Annotated in this window: 15 protein-coding genes; all 15 read left to right on the forward strand. The window is 33.8% G+C overall.

Features of this window, described 5'->3' with window-relative positions; genetic code table 11:
* Positions 1–4: 4 nt before the first annotated feature.
* Entirely contained in the window at positions 5–2305 is a 2301-nt protein-coding gene (locus ACN0WI_RS07920) for a glycoside hydrolase family 65 protein (protein ID WP_417886136.1), read from the forward strand.
* A gap of 36 nt (positions 2306–2341) precedes the next feature.
* Positions 2342–4453 (forward strand): glycoside hydrolase family 97 protein, encoded by a 2112-nt coding sequence (locus ACN0WI_RS07925; protein ID WP_417886138.1) that lies wholly within the window; start codon positions 2342–2344, stop codon positions 4451–4453.
* Positions 4454–4593: 140 nt separating this feature from the next.
* The gene (locus ACN0WI_RS07930) at positions 4594–6444 is read left to right on the forward strand and encodes a glycoside hydrolase family 13 protein (RefSeq protein ID WP_417886139.1); all 1851 of its coding nucleotides are present in this window, start codon (positions 4594–4596) and stop codon (positions 6442–6444) included.
* Positions 6445–6446: 2 nt separating this feature from the next.
* Complete coding sequence (locus tag ACN0WI_RS07935) at positions 6447–7889, forward strand: alpha-amylase family glycosyl hydrolase (RefSeq protein WP_417886140.1); 1443 nt, start codon at positions 6447–6449, stop codon at positions 7887–7889.
* Positions 7890–8015: 126 nt separating this feature from the next.
* Positions 8016–9002 (forward strand): 6-phosphofructokinase, encoded by a 987-nt coding sequence (gene pfkA / locus ACN0WI_RS07940; RefSeq protein WP_417886141.1) that lies wholly within the window; start codon positions 8016–8018, stop codon positions 9000–9002.
* Positions 9003–9018: 16 nt separating this feature from the next.
* Positions 9019–10017, forward strand: coding sequence for a type I glyceraldehyde-3-phosphate dehydrogenase (gene gap / locus ACN0WI_RS07945; protein WP_417886142.1), 999 nt, complete (start codon positions 9019–9021; stop codon positions 10015–10017).
* A gap of 99 nt (positions 10018–10116) precedes the next feature.
* Positions 10117–10980, forward strand: a complete 864-nt coding sequence (locus tag ACN0WI_RS07950; RefSeq protein WP_417886143.1) for an N-acetylglucosamine kinase — start codon at positions 10117–10119, stop codon at positions 10978–10980.
* Positions 10981–11029: 49 nt separating this feature from the next.
* Positions 11030–12568, forward strand: a complete 1539-nt coding sequence (locus ACN0WI_RS07955; RefSeq protein WP_417886144.1) for a YifB family Mg chelatase-like AAA ATPase — start codon at positions 11030–11032, stop codon at positions 12566–12568.
* Positions 12569–12641: 73 nt separating this feature from the next.
* Positions 12642–13802 (forward strand): DUF2891 domain-containing protein, encoded by a 1161-nt coding sequence (locus ACN0WI_RS07960; RefSeq protein WP_417886145.1) that lies wholly within the window; start codon positions 12642–12644, stop codon positions 13800–13802.
* Positions 13803–13885: 83 nt separating this feature from the next.
* Positions 13886–14614, forward strand: coding sequence for a 5-oxoprolinase subunit PxpA (pxpA, locus tag ACN0WI_RS07965; RefSeq protein WP_417886146.1), 729 nt, complete (start codon positions 13886–13888; stop codon positions 14612–14614).
* 4 nt (positions 14615–14618) lie between these two features.
* Positions 14619–15359: a 5-oxoprolinase subunit PxpB gene (pxpB, locus tag ACN0WI_RS07970; RefSeq protein ID WP_417886147.1), complete on the forward strand. Its 741-nt coding sequence runs from the start codon at positions 14619–14621 to the stop codon at positions 15357–15359.
* Positions 15349–16203, forward strand: a complete 855-nt coding sequence (locus ACN0WI_RS07975; RefSeq protein ID WP_417886148.1) for a biotin-dependent carboxyltransferase family protein — start codon at positions 15349–15351, stop codon at positions 16201–16203. Before pxpB ends, ACN0WI_RS07975 begins: the two co-directional genes overlap by 11 nt.
* 509 nt (positions 16204–16712) lie before the next feature.
* Positions 16713–17342, forward strand: a complete 630-nt coding sequence (locus tag ACN0WI_RS07980; RefSeq protein WP_417886149.1) for a response regulator — start codon at positions 16713–16715, stop codon at positions 17340–17342.
* 81 nt (positions 17343–17423) lie between these two features.
* Positions 17424–18944 carry a bifunctional GNAT family N-acetyltransferase/carbon-nitrogen hydrolase family protein gene (locus ACN0WI_RS07985; protein ID WP_417886150.1) on the forward strand — a complete coding sequence of 507 codons (1521 nt, stop codon included), beginning with the start codon at positions 17424–17426 and terminating at the stop codon, positions 18942–18944.
* A 319-nt stretch (positions 18945–19263) separates the two neighbouring features.
* Complete coding sequence (gene ilvD / locus ACN0WI_RS07990) at positions 19264–20937, forward strand: dihydroxy-acid dehydratase (protein ID WP_417886151.1); 1674 nt, start codon at positions 19264–19266, stop codon at positions 20935–20937.
* Positions 20938–20940 lie beyond the last annotated feature (3 nt).

Genomic DNA, 20940 nt, shown 5'->3' on the forward strand with positions numbered 1-20940 from the left:
AACAATGAATCAGGATTATATTAAATCAGATGCATGGTCCATTATAGAAGAAGGTTTCGATGCTACACATGTCGAATCTTCTGAAAGTTTATTCAGTATTGGTAACGGAGCCATGGGGCAACGTGCCAATTTTGAAGAGCAGTACTCTGGCGATACTTTTCAAGGAAATTATATCGCTGGTGTTTTTTACCCCGATAAGACAAAAGTAGGATGGTGGAAAAACGGCTATCCGGAATATTTCGCTAAAGTACTAAACGCGCCAAACTGGATAGGAATTAATGTTAGTGTAAATAATGAAGCTTTAGATTTACACACCTGTAAAGAGGTAAAAGATTTTGTGCGTGAACTAAATATGAAAGAAGGTTATCACCAAAGAAGTTTTGTTGCGGTGATGCCAAATGATCTTGAAATAAAAGTTACGGCAACTCGTTTCCTTTCTATAGTAGATGATGAATTAGGTGCTATAAATTATGAAGTTGAGGTTCTAAACAGCGATGCTGTTATAAAATTTATGCCATATTTGGATGGTGGGATTACCAATAGAGATGCGAATTGGGAAGAGCGTTTCTGGCAGACTTTAGAAATTGAGGCTGAAAATAATCAGGCTTTTGTTGTTTCTAAAACTTTGAAAACCGAATATCATGTAGGTGCCTATATGCAATCTGAAATTACTATAGGTGGAGAAAAAATTCAGGTTGAAGGTGAAGTAGAAAAAGCTGATGATCAGGTAAGTATTTCGTATTCGGTAAAAGTGAATAAGGGAGAGAAAATTGCGCTTCAAAAATATGCAGGTTATGTAACCGATATGAATCACCAAAGAGATTCATTAATTGAAGCGGCTAAAAATGTGCTTAGTAAAGCTACAATTTCTGGTTTCGCACAATTACTTCAGGAGCAAAAAGAAGCCTGGGCGCAGATCTGGGAAATGGCCGATATTACTATCGATGGTGATGTAAAAGCACAACAGGGAATACGTTTTAATATTTTTCAGCTAAATCAAACCTATTTAGGAAAAGACGAACGATTAAATATTGGTCCAAAAGGATTTACTGGCGAGAAATATGGCGGAAGTACTTATTGGGATACCGAGGCGTATTGTATTCCGTTTTACATGGCGACCAAAGATCAGCAGGTCGCTCGGAATTTACTAACTTATCGTTACAATCATTTAGAAAAAGCAAAAGAAAATGCACAAAAATTAGGGTTTACTAATGGTGCGGCGCTTTATCCAATGGTCACGATGAATGGAGAGGAGAGCCATAACGAATGGGAAATCACGTTTGAGGAAATTCACCGAAACGGAGCAATGGTTTTTGCCATTTACAATTATGTTCGCTTTACTGATGATTATAGTTATGTGCCAGAAATGGGACTAGAAGTGATGATTGCCATCGCAAGGTTCTGGCAACAGCGAGCAAATTTTAGTAAAGACAAGAATAAATATGTAATTCTTGGAGTTACCGGTCCAAACGAATATGAAAATAATGTGAACAATAACTGGTATACCAATTATTTAGCGAAATGGTGTATCGTATATTGTATCGAAAATATCGAGAAAATTAAAGCGGAATATGCTGAAGATTATACTCGAATTATGGCTAAAACTAATTTGGAAACTGAAGAAATTGCCAAATGGAATGATGTAGCTGAAAATATGTATTTCCCATATTCTGAAGAATTTGGAGTGTATCTTCAGCAAGATGGTTTCTTAGACAAGGAAATTGAGCCGGTGAGTACACTTACCAAAAGGCAGCGTCCCATTAACCAAAATTGGAGTTGGGATCGCATTTTAAGAAGCTGCTACATTAAACAGGCTGATGTACTTCAGGGATTCTATTTCTTTGAAGATCATTTTTCTGAAGAAAACCTGAAAAAACATTTTGATTTCTACGAACCTATTACTGTACATGAATCATCTTTGTCTCCTTGTGTGCATAGCATTCAGGCAGCGAAATTGGGTAGAATGGAACAGGCTTATACTTTTTATTTAAGAACATCGCGATTAGATCTGGATGATTATAATCACGAAGTTAAGGAAGGTTGCCATATTACCAGTATGGCGGGAACTTGGATGAGTATTGTAGAAGGTTTTGGAGGTATGCGCGTGGTGAATGATAAATTATCGTTTACACCAAAATTGCCAAGACAGTGGAAAAGTTTTAGTTTTAAGGTCAATTTCAGAAACCAGATTCTAAAGATCAATATTGGTAAAAATGATACTACTTTTTCTGTAGATGGAAATGAGCCAATGACCGTATTATTAAACGGGGAAGCGGTTAAAGTACAAAACACCGTAAATAGCTAAAAGTGCTTACTCAGTACATTTTTTAAATTTTTATAGATGAAAAATATTATAGCAGTAATAACAGTTTTTCTTTCGGTTTTAGGATTACAAGCTCAGGAGTTAGAATCTCCTGATGGTGATCTTAAGATGAAATTCAGTTTAAAAGAAGACGGAACACCAAGTTATCAGTTGTTTTATAAGGGCGAAGAAGTTATAAAACCCAGTACATTAGGTTTAGAACTTAAAGATGATAAAAAATCATTATTAGATTCTTTTGAAATTGAAAATACTAAAACATCAACTTTTGATGAAACCTGGAAACCGGTTTGGGGAGAACAGTCTGAAATTAGAAATCATTATAATGAATTGGCAGTTACTTTAAATCAGCCTTCAGAAAATCGAAAAATGATAATTAGGTTTCGGTTATTCAATGACGGATTGGGTTTTCGATATGAATTTCCGGAGCAAGAAAATTTAGTGTATTTCGTCATCAAAGAAGAGCATACGCAATTTGCAATGACGGGCGATCATACGGCGTATTGGATTCCCGGAGATTATGATACACAGGAATACGATTATACAAAATCCAAATTAACCGAAATACGTGATAATTTTGATGGAGCAGTAACTTCTAATGCTTCACAAACACAGTTTTCTAAAACCGGAGTACAAACCGCTTTAATGATGAAAACTAAAGATGGTTTGTATATTAATCTACACGAAGCTGCTTTAAAAGATTATTCGTTAATGAGTTTAAACTTAGATGATGAAAATTTAATTTTTGAGTCTTGGTTAACTCCAGACGCACAAGGTAACAAAGGCTATATTCAGGCACCAGCAGTTTCACCTTGGAGAACAATTATGGTGAGTGATGATGCACGTGATATTTTAGCTTCAAACATTACTTTGAATTTAAACGAGCCTAATAAAATTGAAGATACTTCTTGGATAAAACCTATTAAATATATTGGTGTTTGGTGGGAAATGATTACCGGTAAAAGCACGTGGTCGTATACTGATGAGTTACCATCTGTTAAGTTGGGTGAAACCGATTTTTCTAAAGTGAAGCCTAACGGAACTCATGCGGCCAATACAAAACATGTAAAGGAATATATCGATTTTGCCTCAGAAAATGGTTTTGATGCGGTTTTAGTCGAAGGATGGAATGAAGGTTGGGAAGACTGGTTTGGGAAATCAAAAGATTATGTATTCGATTTTGTAACTCCATATCCCGATTTTGATGTAGAAGAACTTCAGCAATACGCAAAATCTAAAGGTGTGGAAATGATGATGCATCACGAAACATCAGGTTCCGTAAGAAATTACGAACGTCATTTAGATACTGCTTACCAGTTTATGAAAAAATATGGTTACAATTCGGTAAAAAGCGGTTATGTAGGCGATATTATTCCACGTGGCGAAACTCATTACGGGCAGTGGATGGTGAATCATTATTTATATGCAGTTAAAAAAGCTGCAGATTATCATATTATGGTAAATGCTCACGAAGCAGTGCGTCCAACTGGTTTACGCAGAACTTGGCCAAATTTGATTGGAAATGAATCGGCTAGAGGAACCGAATATCAAGCTTTTGGAGGCTCTAAACCTAATCACGTGACTATTTTACCATTTACACGACTAATTGGCGGCCCTATGGATTATACACCGGGAATTTTTGAAATGGATATTAGCAAACTGAATCCAGATAACAATTCTCATTTAAATGCTACAATAGCGAATCAATTAGCGTTGTATGTAACCATGTATAGTCCATTACAAATGGCAGCCGATCTTCCTGAAAATTATAAGCGTTTTCCTGATGCTTTTCAATTTATAAAAGATGTAGCGGTAGATTGGGATAAGAGTCTGTATTTAGAAGCTGAACCGGGAGATTATATTACAGTTGCTCGTAAAGCAAAAGGAACCGGAAATTGGTTTGTAGGAAATGTAAACGGAAATGAATCAAGAACGTCAAAAATTAAGCTTGATTTCTTAAAAGATGGAAAAAAATATGAGGCAATTATTTACGCTGATGCTAAAGATGCTGATTACAAAACCAATCCACAGGCGTATAAAATTACTAAAAGAACAGTAACTAATCGAACTACTTTAAAAATGACTTCAGCACCGGGTGGAGGTTATGCGATAAGTATTTTCGAAAAAAAATAGTTCTTTTAAATAATAGATATTCTTATAAATGAAATTTAAAATACTATCCCGGACTTGATCCGGGATAGTATTTTAAAATCGCTTCATTAAAGTTGAAATTATAATATCTCTACTTCAGAAATCTAAATAAAACATACAAAATGAAAAATAAAATAACCCATAGTCTTGTTGTCCTCTTGCTATTATTTTCAGGAGTGTTACAAGCGCAAATCGATAAAATGGAACCACCTTTTTGGTGGAGTAATATGAATTTGGAAGAACTTCAGATTATGTTCTACGGAAAAAATATCGGTACTTATCAAGTTTCTTCAGAAGATGATCTAATCATCAATAATATTCGAAAAACCGAGAATCCAAATTATGTATTTGTAACAATAAATTCTTCAGCACTTCCTGCGGGAAATTATGAGTTTACCTTTAGTAAAAAAGGAAAGAAAGACATCAAAAAAACTTTTGAGTTAAAAGAACGAGCTGCAGGTTCGGCACTTCGTGAAGGTTTTGATGCGAGTGATGCAATTTATCTAATTATGCCCGATCGTTTCGCTAATGGAAATCCAGAAAATGATTCTTCTAGAGAAATGCAAGAAAAAGCCGATCGCTCTAAACAAGGTGGTCGTCACGGTGGCGATATTCAGGGGGTGATCGATCATTTAGATTATTTAGAGAATCTGGGCGTTACAGCACTTTGGAGCACCCCTTTATTGGCCGATGATGATGCCGGTTATTCTTATCATACCTATGCGCAAAGCGATGTATATAAAATCGATCCGCGTTACGGAACTAACGAAGATTATAAGCGCTTAGCAGATGAGCTTCATAAAAAAGATATGAAGCTAATAATGGATTATGTAACCAACCATTGGGGAGGTGAGCATTGGATGATTAAAGATTTACCAACTTACGATTGGGTACACCAATTCCCGGGTTACGAAAATTCTAATTATAGAATGACTACGCAATACGATCCGCACAAATCAGCACGTGATTTTAAATATTGTGTAGATGGTTGGTTTACAGGAACAATGCCTGATCTAAATCAAAGTAATCCGTTGGTACTTAATTATTTGATTCAGAATGCTATTTGGTGGATCGAATATTCAGGATTAGACGGTTTTCGTGTAGATACCTATTCTTATAATGATAAAGAAGGGATCGCAAAATGGACAAAAGCGATAATGGATGAATATCCATATTTTAATATTGTTGGGGAAGTTTGGATGCACGATCAGGCACAAATTAGCTACTGGCAAAAAGATAGCCCTATAGGTGCAATTCAGGATTACAATTCTAATTTACCATCGGTGATGGATTTCACTTTACATGATGCCATGACATCGATGTTTCATGAGCAGAATGCTAGCTGGGATCGAGGGATGATTAAAGCTTATGAGAATTTTGTAAATGATTTTTTATATGCCAATACCGATAATTTATTGGTGTTTATGGGAAATCACGATACTGGTAGATTTAATGAAATTTATGATGGTGACTATCAAAAATACAAAATGGCAATGACAATGATTGCTACGGTGCGAGGTACTCCGCAATTGTATTATGGAGATGAAATAGGAATGCGAGGCGATAAAGGCAAAGGTGATGGAGCGATTCGTCAGGATTTTCCCGGTGGTTGGGAAGGCGATGAGCAATCGGCTTTTACTGCGGAAGGAAGAAATGAAACTCAAGCTAAATATTTCGATTTAACTTCAAAACTGCTGAATTTCAGAAATGAAAATGAAGTATTACAATTTGGTAAGATGCTTCAGTTTTTGCCTGAAAATAATGTATATGTGTATTTCAGATATAATGATGAAAACCGAGTGATGGTTGTTATCAATAATAGTGCTGAAGAACAGACTTTAGATTTAATGAAGTATGTTGAGGGAATTCAAAATTCAACATCTGGAAAAGAAATTATTTCTGGAGAAAACATTTCACTAAACAAAAAATTAAGTATCGCTGCACAAGATGCAATGTTAATTCAACTTCAATAAAAATGAAAAGATTTATAATAGCGGCGCTTGCAGTTTCTATGCTTGCAGCCTGTAAAAATGAAACTTCAGGAAAGCAGGTTAAAATTCAAGACGAAAAAGCTCAAAAATTAGCCCCTATAAATGATAGCATTTTGGGACAATCGGTTATTTATGAAGCGAATATCCGTCAGTATTCGCCAGAAGGTACTTTTAATGAGTTCACTAAGGATATTCCGCAGCTAAAAGAGTTGGGTGTAAAAGTGATCTGGCTAATGCCGGTTTACCCAATATCTTCAGTAAAACGAAAAGCAGCAGATGGCCGATTTGCAGAGGATATAGAAGATCCAGTAGAACGTGAAAAGATCTTGGGGAGTTATTATGCAATTTCAGATTATACGGGTATTAACCCTGAATTTGGAACTTTAGAAGATTTTCAGGAATTAGTTAAAACCGCACATGAAAACGGAATGTACGTTATTTTAGATTGGGTAGCGAACCATACCGGATGGGATCATGTTTGGATAAAAGAGCATCCTGAATTTTACACCCAAAATGAGGATGGTGAAATTATAGATCCTATAAATTCTGAAACCGGTGAAAGTTGGGGATGGGATGATGTAGCCGATCTAAATTACGATAATAAAGAGCTTTGGAAGGAAATGCGGAAAGATATGCGCTATTGGGTGGAGATACAAAATATCGATGGATTTAGATGTGACGTTGCTGGAGAAGTACCAACCGAATTTTGGGAGTTTGCCGTAAAGGACCTTAAAAAGGTTAAACCAATTTTTATGCTAGCAGAATCTGAAGATAAAGATCTCTTTAAAGAAGCTTTCGATATGGGATATAATTGGGAAGGACATCATATTTTAAATGCAATTGCGCAAGGAAAACAAAATGCTAAGGATTTAAGCGATTATATGAAAAAGATCGATTCTACTTACGAGGACGATGATTATCTAATGAATTTTGTAACCAATCACGATGAAAATAGTTGGAATGGTTCGGTTAAAGAAAGAATGGGAGATGCTGCTGAAGTAATGACAGCTTTAACCTTTACGCTGCCAGGTATACCTTTAATTTATAGTGGACAGGAATATGATATGCAAAAACGTCTTCGCTTTTTTGAAAAAGATACCATTCCGCATCAAAAAAATAAATTCTGGCCAATTTTATCGAAATTAGGTGAACTCAAAAATGAAAATCCTGCTTTAGATGGATCAAAAACACCAGCGGAATTTATCGAAATTCAAAATTCTGATGAGGAATCTATTTTCTCATTTCAGCGAAAAAAAGGAAATAAGAGTATATTTTTTATCGGAAATTTAACAGACGAAACTAGATCATTTACTGTTAGTATAGAAGGTGATTTTATTGATTATTTAAATAACGAAAAAGATTTCGTTCTTAAAAAAGGAAAAAAAATAAGATTTAATGCTTGGGAATATAAAATTTTAATAAAATAATATATAAATTATTAATTTGATAAAAACAGCCCCTTTTTTGCGCTGTTTTTATTAGTTATTAACCGAAATCGATTTAGTTTTTTAATAAATTAGGTTTTATTTGAGAATTAAAATAGCTTTGAGGTAATGGCAAACAAGATAAAAAAAATAGGCGTATTAACATCAGGTGGGGATGCACCTGGTATGAATGCCGCAATTAGAGCGGTAGTTAGAGCTTGTAAATATTACAAAATAGATTGTGTAGGTATTTATCGAGGTTACCAAGGTTTAATGGAAGGTGATTTTGAAGAGTTAAATGCCAGATCTGTACGTAATATTATAAATAAGGGAGGTACTTTTTTAAAGTCAGCTCGTTCCATGGATTTCAAAACCAAAGAAGGTAGAAAAAGAGGATACGAGCAATTAACAAAAAATAACATCGACGCTTTGGTATTAATTGGCGGAGATGGTACCTTTACAGGTGGTGTGTATTTTAGTCAGGAATTTGACTTACCTATAGTAGGTATTCCTGCAACAATAGATAATGACATCAGTGGAACAGATTTTACATTAGGCTATGATACAGCACTTAACACTGCAATTGATGCCATAGATAAAATTAGAGATACGGCCAGTTCTCATAACCGATTATTCTTTATCGAGGTTATGGGTAGAGATGCAGGAGATATAGCTTTTAATAGTGGAATTGGTGCTGGAGCTGAGGAAATTTTAGTTCCGGAGGAAACCGATGGTTTACAACGCTTGATTGAATCACTAAAAAGAAGCCGAGAAGCCGGAAAGCTCTCCAGTATCATTGTCGTAGCCGAAGGGGAAAAGAGTGGTAAAAATATTTTCGAACTAGCTGAATATGTAGGTAGCCATATGGAAGGTTACGATATTCGAGTTTCAGTTTTAGGCCACACACAACGTGGAGGATCGCCAAGTTGTTTCGATAGAGTTCTTGCGAGCAAATTAGGAGTAGGAGCAGTAGAAGCATTGTTAGAAGGCGATTCTAAAATAATGATAGGTCTAAATCATCAAAAAGTTGTTCGAGTACCGCTTAAAGATGCCATTGATGGCGAAGCAAAATATGATAAAGAATTAAGAAGGGTGGCAAACATCACTTCAGTTTAAATTTAAAAATAGAAACATGAGTACAAAAATTGGAATTAACGGTTTTGGACGTATAGGACGTATCGCTTTTAGAATTGCAGCTCAAAGTGATAAAGTAGAAGTAGTAGGTATTAATGATTTATTAGATGTAGATCATTTAGCTTACCTTTTAAAATACGATTCTGTTCACGGTAATTATAAAGGAACTGTTGAAGTAAAAGACGGAAGTCTTGTAGTAGACGGGAAAACAATACGAGTAACTGCTGAAAAAAATCCTGCAGATTTAAAATGGTCTGACATTGGAGTAGACGTTGTATTAGAATGTACAGGAATTTTCACAGACTTAGATAATGCAGATGCTCACCTTAAAGCTGGAGCCAAAAAAGTTGCAATCTCTGCACCTTCTAAAACTGCACCAATGTTCGTTATGGGAGTTAACCATAAAGAAGCAACTGCAGATCAAAATATCGTTTCTAACGCATCTTGTACTACAAACTGCCTTGCGCCACTTGCAAAAGTTATCGATGATGAGTTTGGTTTAGTAGAAGGATTAATGACTACAGTACACGCAAGTACTTCTACTCAGTACACGGTAGATTCTCCATCTAGAAAAAACTATAGATTAGGAAGAAGTGCTATGGCTAATATCATTCCTAGTTCAACAGGAGCAGCAGTAGCAGTAACTAAAGTTATTCCTTCATTAAAAGGAAAACTTACAGGTATGGCTTTTAGAGTTCCAACTACTGATGTATCTGTAGTAGATCTTACAGTGAAAACTGAAAAAGCAACTTCTTATGAAGAAATTAAAGCTGCATTCAAAAAAGCTGCAGAAGGAGATTACAAAGGAGTAATTTCTTATACAGAAGAAGCAGTAGTATCTCAAGATTATGTGTCTAATCCACATACTTCTAACTTTGATGCTGGAGCAGGTATCGCATTAAACGATAATTTCTTCAAATTAATCTCTTGGTATGATAACGAATATGGTTATTCAGCAAAATTAATAGACTTAGCAGTACATATTGCTTCTCTATAAACTTAACTAAGCCTAAAAAAACATGTGGTTTATTCAGTTTTGCTGAATTTGAGCATGATTTTTTAGGCTTTTTTTTTCTCCTAATCAATACTATATTAAATGATACTAATAGCAGATGGTGGTTCTACAAAGTGCGACTGGATTTTATTAAACGCCGAAGGGGAGAAAGTTTTTAAGACCCGTACAAAAGGTCTAAACCCTGCGGTTTTTCCCGAATTAGTTTTAGAACAGCGTATTGAAGAAAATGCTGATTTAAGGGAAGTTAAAGATCAAGTTCAACGTGTGCATTTTTTCGGAGCTGGTTGTGGAACTGAAAAGCCAAGTAGCCGTTTAGCAGGAATAATAGCAAACTTTTTTACAAATGCTGATGATGTTTTAGTTAAAGAAGACATGGTAGCTGCAGTATATGCTGCAACAGATCAGCCAGGGATAGTTTGTATTTTAGGAACAGGTTCTAATTCTTGTTATTTCGACGGTAAAGACATTCATCAAGAAGTAGCTTCTTTAGGTTACGTTTTAATGGATGAAGCTAGTGGAAATTACTTCGGAAAACGACTAATTAGAGATTATTTCTATAAAAGAATGCCTCCAGAATTGGTTGTTAAATTTGAAGAAAAATTTGTATTAGATAGTGACGAAATTAAACGTAATATCTATCAGCAAGAAAATCCAAATACGTATTTAGCATCTTTCGCAGAATTTATTTTCACAAACGAAAGAAATGGATACTTCTATAAACTAGTACACGAAGGTTTAGAAGATTTTATAAAATCTAGAGTATTACCATATAAAGAATGTCGTACTGTACCTGTACATTTTATTGGTTCTATTGCATTTTTTAGTGAAGATATTATTCGAGCAGTTCTTCAACCATACGGTATTGAAATTGGAAATATCGTAAGAAGACCAATCGATGGTATTGTAGATTATTATCGTAAAAATGTGTTAATAGGTTCAAAATAAACACTCTATATTATCGTATTTGCTAAATTTAAAAGAAATACTCTTTTAAATGTTAGTGAAAATTTATGGAAGTGCCGTATTTGGTGTAGAAGCAACAACCATTACAGTTGAGGTAAATATCGACAAAGGTATTGGCTATCATTTAGTAGGATTACCCGATAATGCAGTAAAAGAGAGCAGTTTTAGGATTGCCGCTGCACTTCAAAATAATGGCTTCAAGTTTCCTGGTAAGAAGATTATAATAAATATGGCTCCGGCCGATCTTCGAAAAGAAGGCTCTGCTTACGATCTTACTTTTGCTATAGGGATTTTAGCTGCTTCAGGCCAGATTAAGGCCAATAATATTTCAGAATATATAATAATGGGAGAGTTATCTCTTGATGGAAGTTTAAAACCCATCAAAGGAGCTCTCCCTATTGCTATAAAAGCAAAACAAGAAGGATTTAAGCATTTCATTCTACCTAAACAAAATGCAAAAGAAGCTGCAATAGTTTCAGAATTGTCGGTTTTTGGTGTCGATAATATATCCGAAGTTTGCAATCACTTTAATAAAAAATATCCGTTAGAACCTGTCATAATTAACACCAGGCAGGAGTTTTACAATAATTTAAACCAGTTAGAATTTGATTTTGCAGATGTAAAAGGGCAAGAATCAATTAAGCGCTGTATGGAAGTAGCAGCTGCAGGAGGTCACAATATTATACTTGTAGGTCCGCCCGGAGCAGGTAAGACAATGCTAGCTAAAAGGTTACCATCTATTTTACCTCCCATGACTTTGCATGAAGCTTTAGAAACAACTAAAATTCATAGCGTTGTTGGAAAAATTCAGAATCATAATGGCTTAATGACTTATCGACCCTTCCGGAGCCCACATCATACAATTTCAGATGTAGCTTTAGTTGGAGGTGGTGCTTATCCGCAACCAGGCGAAATATCTCTTTCTCATAATGGAGTATTATTTCTAGATGAATTGCCGGAGTTTAAACGAAGTGTATTGGAGGTTATGCGGCAACCTTTAGAAGATAGGGAAGTAACTATTTCTAGAGCTCGATTTACAGTAACTTATCCCTCTAGTTTTATGCTGGTAGCTAGTATGAATCCTAGCCCAAGTGGGTATTTTAACGATCCTGATTCTCCCTTAACTTCATCACCAACCGAAATTCAACGTTATTTGAATAAAATTAGCGGTCCGCTTTTAGATCGAATCGATATTCATATTGAAGTAACTCCTGTTCCTTTTGATAAATTAAGTGCGAAGCGAAAAGGAGAAAGTAGTATTGAAATTAGAAAGCGAGTTGCTAAAGCAAGGGAATTACAAACTATTCGATTTAAAGAAGAGGAGAATATTCACTATAATGCACAAATGGGAACTAGGCAATTAGCAAAGTTTTGCGAGTTAGATACTGAAGGGCTTTCGCTTTTAAAAAAGGCAATGGAAAAATTACAATTATCAGCTAGAGCTTACGATCGTATTCTAAAAGTAGCAAGAAGCATTGCAGATTTAGAAGAAAGTAGCCAAATACAGCCTTCTCATGTAGGCGAAGCAATACAATACAGAAGTTTGGATAGAGAGGGTTGGTTAGGCTAATTTTAGGAGTATTTTATTATGGTTACGTGTATAATTTTAATACTTTGCTTCTTAATTAACTATTTTAATGAAAATGCAAAAATTACTTCTCGTTTTATGTTTTTCGGGTATTATTGCGAGCTGCAAAAATGAAAAAACACGTACTACTCAACCAACCAAAAAAGATACAATTACAGAGTTTACTTCAAAAGATCAAAATTCTGATTTTTTAGAACTAACAGAAGAAGAGCCAATAATGCTTACTTTAAAGGAAGCAAATCGACTGGCAAAATTACCTTTAGAGTGTATTGGTAGAGAATTTCCTAATAAGCCAGGGCAAACTTTACAAAAAAATAGCGACCAAGATACTCCAAAGAATTTACATCCTGCCTTTTATGGTTGTTTTGATTGGCACAGCTCAGTTCATGGTCATTGGTCCTTAGTGTCATTATTAAAAAATTATCCAGATTTAAAACAAGCAGAGCAAGTAAGAAGTTTACTAAAAAAATCACTTTCAGCAGAAAATATACAGGCTGAATTGGCTTATTTTAAGCGTCCATCAGAAATTAGTTTCGAGCGAACTTATGGATGGGCATGGCTTTTAAAACTAGCTGAAGAAATAAAAACTTGGGAAGATCCACTTGCAACTGAGTTAGACCAAAATTTGCAACCTTTAACCAATTATATTGTAAATCAATTTTCGGAATTTTTACCAAAACTAAAATATCCAATTCGAGTAGGGGAACATACAAATACCGCATTTTCGTTAAGTTTCGCTTTTGATTATGCAGTAACTACAGATAATAAAGAGTTTCAAAATCTGATATCGAAACGTGCAAATAGTTTTTATTTAGAAGATGATAATTGCCCTATAGGTTGGGAACCTAGCGGTTACGATTTTTTGTCGCCATGTTTGGAAGAGATAGATATAATGCGAAAAACAATGCCGAAAAATGCCTTTATACTATGGATTAAGGATTTTATGCCTGACTTAATGAATACAGATTATGACCTAGAGCCCGGAATTGTATCGGATAGAGAAGATGGGAAATTAGTACATTTAGATGGACTTAACTTTAGCAGAGGATGGGTTTTGTATGGTCTGGCAAATCAGTATCCTGATCAATTTGGACATTTAAAAACACTTGCAAATAGGCATATTTCCCATTCATTTTCTAATGTTGTAAACGATTCTTACGAAGGTGGACATTGGTTAGCTACTTTTGCTATTTACGCATTAAATACAAAGAAGTAGTTTAGCAAGTTTTATTAAATGCCCTTTTAAAAAGCTTTCTTAATTCTACAAAAAAATTATATTTAGAATTACTAAAATAAACTATGGAAACAATCAATATTAATTGTGATCTTGGTGAAGGCGGTAATTACGATGTAGAACTAATGCCCTTAATTTCTAGTTGTAATATTGCTTGTGGAGGTCATGCAGGTAATTTAGAAACTATGCAAAAAACTATTAGTTTAGCTTTAGACTATAAAGTTAAAATAGGAGCTCACCCTTCTTACCCTGATAAAGAGAATTTTGGTCGTCAGTCTATCAAAATTGATTTAGAAGATTTGAAAACTAGTTTAGTTGCACAAATTTTGAGTCTAAAACAGTTAGTAGAGGCAGAAGGTGGTACTTTATCTCATGTAAAACCACACGGAGCTTTATATAACGATGCAGCTAAAAATTCTGAGATTGCTAAAATTATTATAGATGCAATTTGTACTATAGATGATTCTCTACTTCTTTATGCTCCACAAGAATCAGTATTAGCTTCAGAAGCATTTGGGAAACTATCGGTCGTTATAGAAGCTTTTGCAGATAGAAATTATTTAGATAATTATCAGCTAGTACCTAGATCTGAAGAAAATGCTGTTATAACAGATAAAAATACTGTTTTAAACCACTTATCTTCAATGGTGCTATTAAATTCAATTACAACTATAAATAATCATAAATTAGATTGCCATGCTAACACATTTTGTTTGCATAGTGATACTCCAAATTCAGTAGAAATATTGCAATACTTACACAAAAAATTTGCTGAAAAAAATATTATAATTTAATACTATGGATAGTACTTATCCGAAGATTTCTAAACTAGGAGAACAATCTATTCTCATTCAATTTACACCGAAAATAAGCGAAGCACTTTTAGATGAAATTTTATATATTCAAGAGAAATTAAAACGATTTTATAAAGATAAGAATGTAGAAATCAGTAATTCATACCGTGAAATTTTGGTTTTGTATAATTCTGAACTTATAAATATTGAAAGTGATTTTAAAGACTTAAAAAAGCTACTCGCTGGGATAACTTATAATACAAAACAAAAAAAAGAACAAACTATTTTTGAAATCCCAGTTTGTTATGATGCACAGTTTGGTATAGATTTGGACTATATCAGTAACACAAATCACATTGCTGTATCAGACATTATTAAACTACATACGCAAGCTTTATATCGTGTGTATTTTATGGGTTTTTTACCTGGTTTTTTATACTTAGGAGGTTTAAATAAAAAACTTCATATTTCTAGAAAATCACAACCCCGATTAAAAATCGAAAAAGGAGCCGTAGGAATTGGAGAGCAACAAACAGGTATTTATCCACAAGAAAGTCCCGGTGGTTGGCAAATTATTGGGAATTGTCCTATTGATTTTTTTGATAAAAGTAAAGAAGTTCCTTCACCAATTCAGGCTGGAGATTTTATAAAATTTTTCCCAGTTTCAATAGCAGAATATAAAGATATTAAAGAGAAAGTAAAGCAACAGCAATATCAATTAAAATCAACTAAATATGATAGGTGAACTAAGCGTTATTAAACCTGGACTTCACACTTCGATTCAAGATTTAGGGAGAAGCGGATTATTGAAATATGGTGTTCCTAGTAGTGGTGTTTTGGATAGATATGCCGCTAAAGTTGCTAATTTGTTACTTCGTAATAATGCAGATGATGCGGTTTTAGAGATAACAGTTATGGGACCGAAGTTGAAATTTAATCATCCTACAAAAATAGCAATATCGGGAGCAAATTTATCACCAAAATTAAATGATAAGTTAGTAGATAATAATAAAGTGCATGTGGTTGATACGGGAGATGTTTTAAGTTTTGGTCAAAAAAAGGAAGGCGCCAGAAGTTATCTTTCTGTATTTGGAGGTTTTAAAACTGAAGGAATATTTGGGAGTAAAAGTTGGTATGAAGGGATTACATCTTATGGAAGATTGGCTAAAGGCTCAATTCTTAATTTTGAAACCACTACCAACGATTTGGTACAAACGCATTCTTCAATAATTTATGAAAATATGTATTTAAAGAATGAACAAATTGAAGTTTTTCCGGGTCCTGAGTATCATAAATTAGATAGAAATCAGCAATTATTTATTGAAAACCAGATTTTCCACATAGGAAAAAATAACAACCGTATGGCTTACCAGCTAGAGGAAGTTCTTTTAAATAATTTGGAGCCAATAATAACAGGAGGTGTTTTACCCGGTACAATACAATTAACACCATCTGGAAAATTAATAATTTTAATGAGAGATTGCCAAACAACAGGAGGATATCCTCGTATTTTACAGGTAAGCGAGAGTAGTTTGTGCAGATTAGCACAAAAATTTACTACGGATAAAATTCGATTTATTGTAAAATAAAAAAGTGCCGAATGAATGTTTAACGAAGTAATAAAGACCCTACTCAGAATTACTTCACAATTCAGCGACACTTTTTTGCCCCAAAACACCTTAGCTAACTAAAATGATACTTCAAAAGTAGGTTAATACTCCAACGTTTTCAAGGGGAAAAACCCCCTAAAAATTAAATAATTATCATAAAATCATGTGAAAATTGTTAAAAAGTGAATTTATTTTAATGAATCAATTTTAAGCATTGATTAAAATTGAATTAAAAAGCAATTTTTTAAAGAATAATGAATTTGGATTTTTTATTAATTTAGTGCATTATTTATAACTAAATTATGTCTTATTAATAGATATCTACAATTCAAACAATTTTCTAAATACTAGTTTAATAATTTGATTCAATTACTTATAAGATCCTTGATAGCCTTTATTATACAGCTAATTGAACGTTAAAAGCTTTGGCGTCGTAATTGTACTTATTTATCTTTGTTATACCAAAATCTACTTAGCCTATATATATTATGAGTAAATCAATCGTTATTGTAGACGATCATATTCTTTTTGGTCAATCTTTAAAAGAAGTTATAAATACTTATAAAGAATATGAGGTATTGCATTTATTTAAAAACGGAAAGGAACTTCAAGATTTTCTCAAGAAAAAATTAATAGTTCCTGATATCGTTTTGTTAGATGTTAGAATGCCTATTTTAGACGGTGTTGCTACAATGGAATGGCTTAAAAGTAATTTTCCAAGTTTAAAGGTGCTCGCCCTTACTATGGCAAGTGATGAAAATACTTTACTCAAAATGTTAAGTTATGGCTGTAGAGGATATCTATTGAAAAATATTGATTTAGAGACACTAAAAATAGCTTTGGATGATGTAGATAAAAAGGGATATTATTACAATACGTTAGATGTGAAAGAAAATAAAGAAAACTTTAAAAGCGACAAGTCTCAGTTATCGAACAGGGAGAAAGAATTTTTAAAATATGTATGTACAGATTTAACTTACAAAGAGATTGCAAATAAAATGCATCTAAGCCCTAAAACTATAGATGGATACCGAGAAAGTTTATTTAATAAATTAAACGTAAAAAGTAGGCAAGGACTTGCTGTATATAGTGTTAAGCATAAATTTTACGATATTTAAAGTATTACTTTTTATAATAATATTATATTAACTTGGTAGTTTAGATAGTATCTTCGTTTCTTATTTTATGATTTCTAAGAAATGGATACTGCTAAAATTGAATTAAGAAATTTAAAAGTTCAAGATTATAAAGAGCTTAAAGTTTCTATGATAAAAAGTTATCGCGGAATGCCCGATGACTACTGGAGTGAGGAAGATATTAAAACATTAGTAACAAAATTTCCTGACGGCCAGTTTTGTATAGTTATAGATAATAAAATTGCTGGATGCGCACTTTCTATAATTGTAGATTACAATAAATTTGACGATAATCATACTTATTTAGACATTTTAGGAACCGATAACTTCAATACTCATAGTAAAACGGGTAATGTGTTATATGGAATAGATGTTTTTATCCATCCGGAATACCGAGGGAAAAGATTAGGGAGACGTCTATACGAAGCTCGTAAAGAACTTTGTGAGCAACTCAATTTAAAATCTATTATATTTGGAGGTCGAATTCCTAACTATTCTAAGTACTCTGAGGAGCTTACTCCCAAAAAATATATAGAAAAAGTAAAACTAAAAGAAATACACGATCCAGTATTATCATTTCAGCTTTCTAACGATTTTCATGTAAAAAAAGTTATTAAAGGATACCTTTCTGGAGATTACGAAAGTAAAGAGTATGCTGTTTTGATGGAGTGGAATAATATCTATTATTCGAAATCTCAAAAATTAGTAGAAAGTACTAAAACAGTAGTTCGTCTTGGTTTAGTGCAATGGCAAATGCGTTTGTTTAAGGATTTTGATGCATTAGTCTCCCAAATAGAATTTTTTGTAGATGCAGTAAGTGATTATCAAAGTGACTTTATTCTTTTCCCTGAGCTGTTTAATGCGCCTTTAATGGCTGAGTTTAATAGTTTAAATGAAGCGGAGGCTATTCGAGGACTTTCATCCTATACCGATCGATTATTAGAAACTTTTATCGACTTTGCAATTACATATAATATAAATATTATAACAGGAAGCATGCCTCAAGTAATTGGTGAGCACATGTATAATGTGGGCTATTTATGCCGAAGAGATGGAAGTTATGAGCGTTACGAAAAATTGCACATAACTCCTGCAGAAGAATCTGCTTGGGGAATGAAAGGCGGAACAAAATTACAAACCTTTGATACCGATTGTGGCAAAATAGGAGTACTAATCTGTTATGATGTAGAATTCCCAGAATTATCCAGACTTTTAGCAGATCAAGGGATGAGTATTCTCTTTGTGCCTTTTATGACGGATACTCAAAATGGATATTCTAGAGTCCGAATTTGTGCTCAGGCGAGAGCTGTAGAAAATGAATGTTACGTAGCCATTGCTGGTTCAGTAGGTAACTTGCCAAAAGTTAATAATATGGATATTCAGTATGCACAAAGTGCGGTACTAACGCCATCAGATTTTTCATTTCCGGTAAATGGAGTTAAAGCAGAAGCTACTCCAAATACAGAAAGTACCTTGTTAGCTGATGTTGATTTAGATTTACTTAAAGAACTACACAATTTCGGAAGCGTTCGTAATTTGAAAGATAGGCGTGGTGATTTATATACTTTAGAGTTGAAAAATTAAGCTAAAATAAGCTTTTTTACTTATGTTTTTCTTGATAATTATAAAGCCATCTTTTAAGATGGCTTTTTTATAGTATTTATATAATCCATCTTAAAATGTAGCCTAATTCATCTTAATTAAAGCGTAGATTTGTTAAAAGAGTAGAAAATTAATGCTTTTTAATTCTATCAGAAATCGTAATAACATGTCATTTAAAATGTTGATAATTAATTTGTTAGTTTGTTTAATCATGCGTTGAGAGTAATTTAGCAATATTCACCTCAAAACACAGGCATTCTTAAGAAAGTATTTTTATCTAACGAGTAGAGAAATATTAGAAATGAACAATAAATATAGTAGCATTTTAACACAGAGTGATTCACAACCAGGATCACAAGCCATGCTTCACGCAATAGGCCTAACTAAAGAAGATTTTAATAAACCATTTGTAGGAATTGCAAGTACTGGTTATGAAGGTAATCCTTGTAATATGCACCTAAATGATTTAGCTAAGTTAGTCAAAGAAGGAACAATTTCTAAAAACCTTGTTGGGCTAATTTTTAATACAATTGGTGTTAGTGATGGTATTTCAATGGGAACACCGGGAATGCGTTTCTCTTTACCTTCTCGTGATATTATCGCAGATTCTATGGAAACTGTAGTAAATGCAATGTCTTACGACGGTTTAGTAACTGTAGTGGGCTGCGATAAAAATATGCCAGGTGCTTTAATGGCGATGCTACGTTTAAATAGACCTTCTGTATTAGTATACGGAGGAACAATTGCTTCAGGTTGTCATAAAGGAAAAAAATTAGATGTTGTTTCAGCTTTCGAAGCTTGGGGAGCAAAAGTTAGTGGAGATATCGATAAAGAAGAGTACGATAGTGTAATAGAGAAAGCTTGTCCAGGAGCTGGAGCTTGTGGAGGTATGTATACTGCTAATACAATGGCTTCAGCAATTGAGACTTTAGGAATGTCTTTACCTTATAATAGTTCTAATCCTGCTGTAGGTGAAGAAAAGAAAACAGAGAGTATTCAGGCTGGAGAAGCTATGAAACTTTTAATAGAGAAAGATTTAAAACCAAGAGATATAGTAACAAAGAAATCTTTAGAAAATGCAATCCGATTATTAACTTTACTAGGAGGCTCAACTAATGCGGTACTTCACTTTTTAGCCATTGCTCGATCAGCAGAAATAGAATTGAGCATAGAAGAATTCGGGAAAATTGTAGATAGTACACCATTTTTGGCAAATCTTAAACCAAGTGGTAAGTATGCTATGGAAGATATTCACCGAATTGGAGGTATCCCAGCAGTACAAAAATATATGCTGAAACATGGTTTGTTGCATGGAGATTGTATGACGGTTACCGGAAAAACATTAGCCGAAAATCTTGAAAATGTACCAGATTTAGAAGAAAATCAAGATGTAATTTATTCAATAGATAAACCAATAAAGAAAACAGGGCATATTCGCATTCTTCATGGGAATTTAGCAGAAGGTGGTGCTGTAGCAAAAATAACTGGAAAAGAAGGACTTAAGTTCACCGGAACTGCTAGAGTTTTTGAAAGCGAATACGAAGCTAATGATGGAATTTCAGGAGGAAAAGTAAAAAAAGGTGATGTTATCGTTATTCGTTATGAAGGTCCAAAAGGAGGTCCAGGAATGCCAGAAATGTTAAAACCTACATCAGCTATTATGGGAGCCAAGTTAGGAAAAGATGTAGCTTTAATTACCGATGGTAGATTCTCAGGAGGAACACATGGTTTTGTAGTAGGCCATATTACACCGGAAGCACAAGAAGGTGGAATGATTGCCCTACTAAAAGATGGTGATAAAATTACAATAAGTGCTGAAGATGATTCTATAACGGTAGCACTTAGCGATGAAGAAATCGCAGAAAGAAAACAGAACTGGAAAGCACCCGACTTAAAATTCAGTAAGGGTGTGTTATATAAATATGCAAGAACAGTATCATCAGCATCTAACGGATGTGTGACTGATGAATTTTAAAAA

Origin of the sequence: Zunongwangia sp. (genome assembly GCF_048269745.1) — a bacterium.
Lineage (GTDB): Bacteria > Bacteroidota > Bacteroidia > Flavobacteriales > Flavobacteriaceae > Zunongwangia.

Bases quoted from the DNA above. Each gene is read 5' to 3' on its own strand.
- ACN0WI_RS07920 (WP_417886136.1), top strand. From the start codon at position 5: ATGAATCAGGATTATATTAAATCAGATGCATGGTCCATTATAGAAGAA.
- ACN0WI_RS07925 (WP_417886138.1), top strand. From the start codon at position 2,342: ATGAAAAATATTATAGCAGTAATAACAGTTTTTCTTTCGGTTTTAGGA.
- ACN0WI_RS07930 (WP_417886139.1), top strand. From the start codon at position 4,594: ATGAAAAATAAAATAACCCATAGTCTTGTTGTCCTCTTGCTATTATTT.
- ACN0WI_RS07935 (WP_417886140.1), top strand. From the start codon at position 6,447: ATGAAAAGATTTATAATAGCGGCGCTTGCAGTTTCTATGCTTGCAGCC.
- pfkA (WP_417886141.1), top strand. From the start codon at position 8,016: ATGGCAAACAAGATAAAAAAAATAGGCGTATTAACATCAGGTGGGGAT.
- gap (WP_417886142.1), top strand. From the start codon at position 9,019: ATGAGTACAAAAATTGGAATTAACGGTTTTGGACGTATAGGACGTATC.
- ACN0WI_RS07950 (WP_417886143.1), top strand. From the start codon at position 10,117: ATGATACTAATAGCAGATGGTGGTTCTACAAAGTGCGACTGGATTTTA.
- ACN0WI_RS07955 (WP_417886144.1), top strand. From the start codon at position 11,030: ATGTTAGTGAAAATTTATGGAAGTGCCGTATTTGGTGTAGAAGCAACA.
- ACN0WI_RS07960 (WP_417886145.1), top strand. From the start codon at position 12,642: ATGCAAAAATTACTTCTCGTTTTATGTTTTTCGGGTATTATTGCGAGC.
- pxpA (WP_417886146.1), top strand. From the start codon at position 13,886: ATGGAAACAATCAATATTAATTGTGATCTTGGTGAAGGCGGTAATTAC.
- pxpB (WP_417886147.1), top strand. From the start codon at position 14,619: ATGGATAGTACTTATCCGAAGATTTCTAAACTAGGAGAACAATCTATT.
- ACN0WI_RS07975 (WP_417886148.1), top strand. From the start codon at position 15,349: ATGATAGGTGAACTAAGCGTTATTAAACCTGGACTTCACACTTCGATT.
- ACN0WI_RS07980 (WP_417886149.1), top strand. From the start codon at position 16,713: ATGAGTAAATCAATCGTTATTGTAGACGATCATATTCTTTTTGGTCAA.
- ACN0WI_RS07985 (WP_417886150.1), top strand. From the start codon at position 17,424: ATGGATACTGCTAAAATTGAATTAAGAAATTTAAAAGTTCAAGATTAT.
- ilvD (WP_417886151.1), top strand. From the start codon at position 19,264: ATGAACAATAAATATAGTAGCATTTTAACACAGAGTGATTCACAACCA.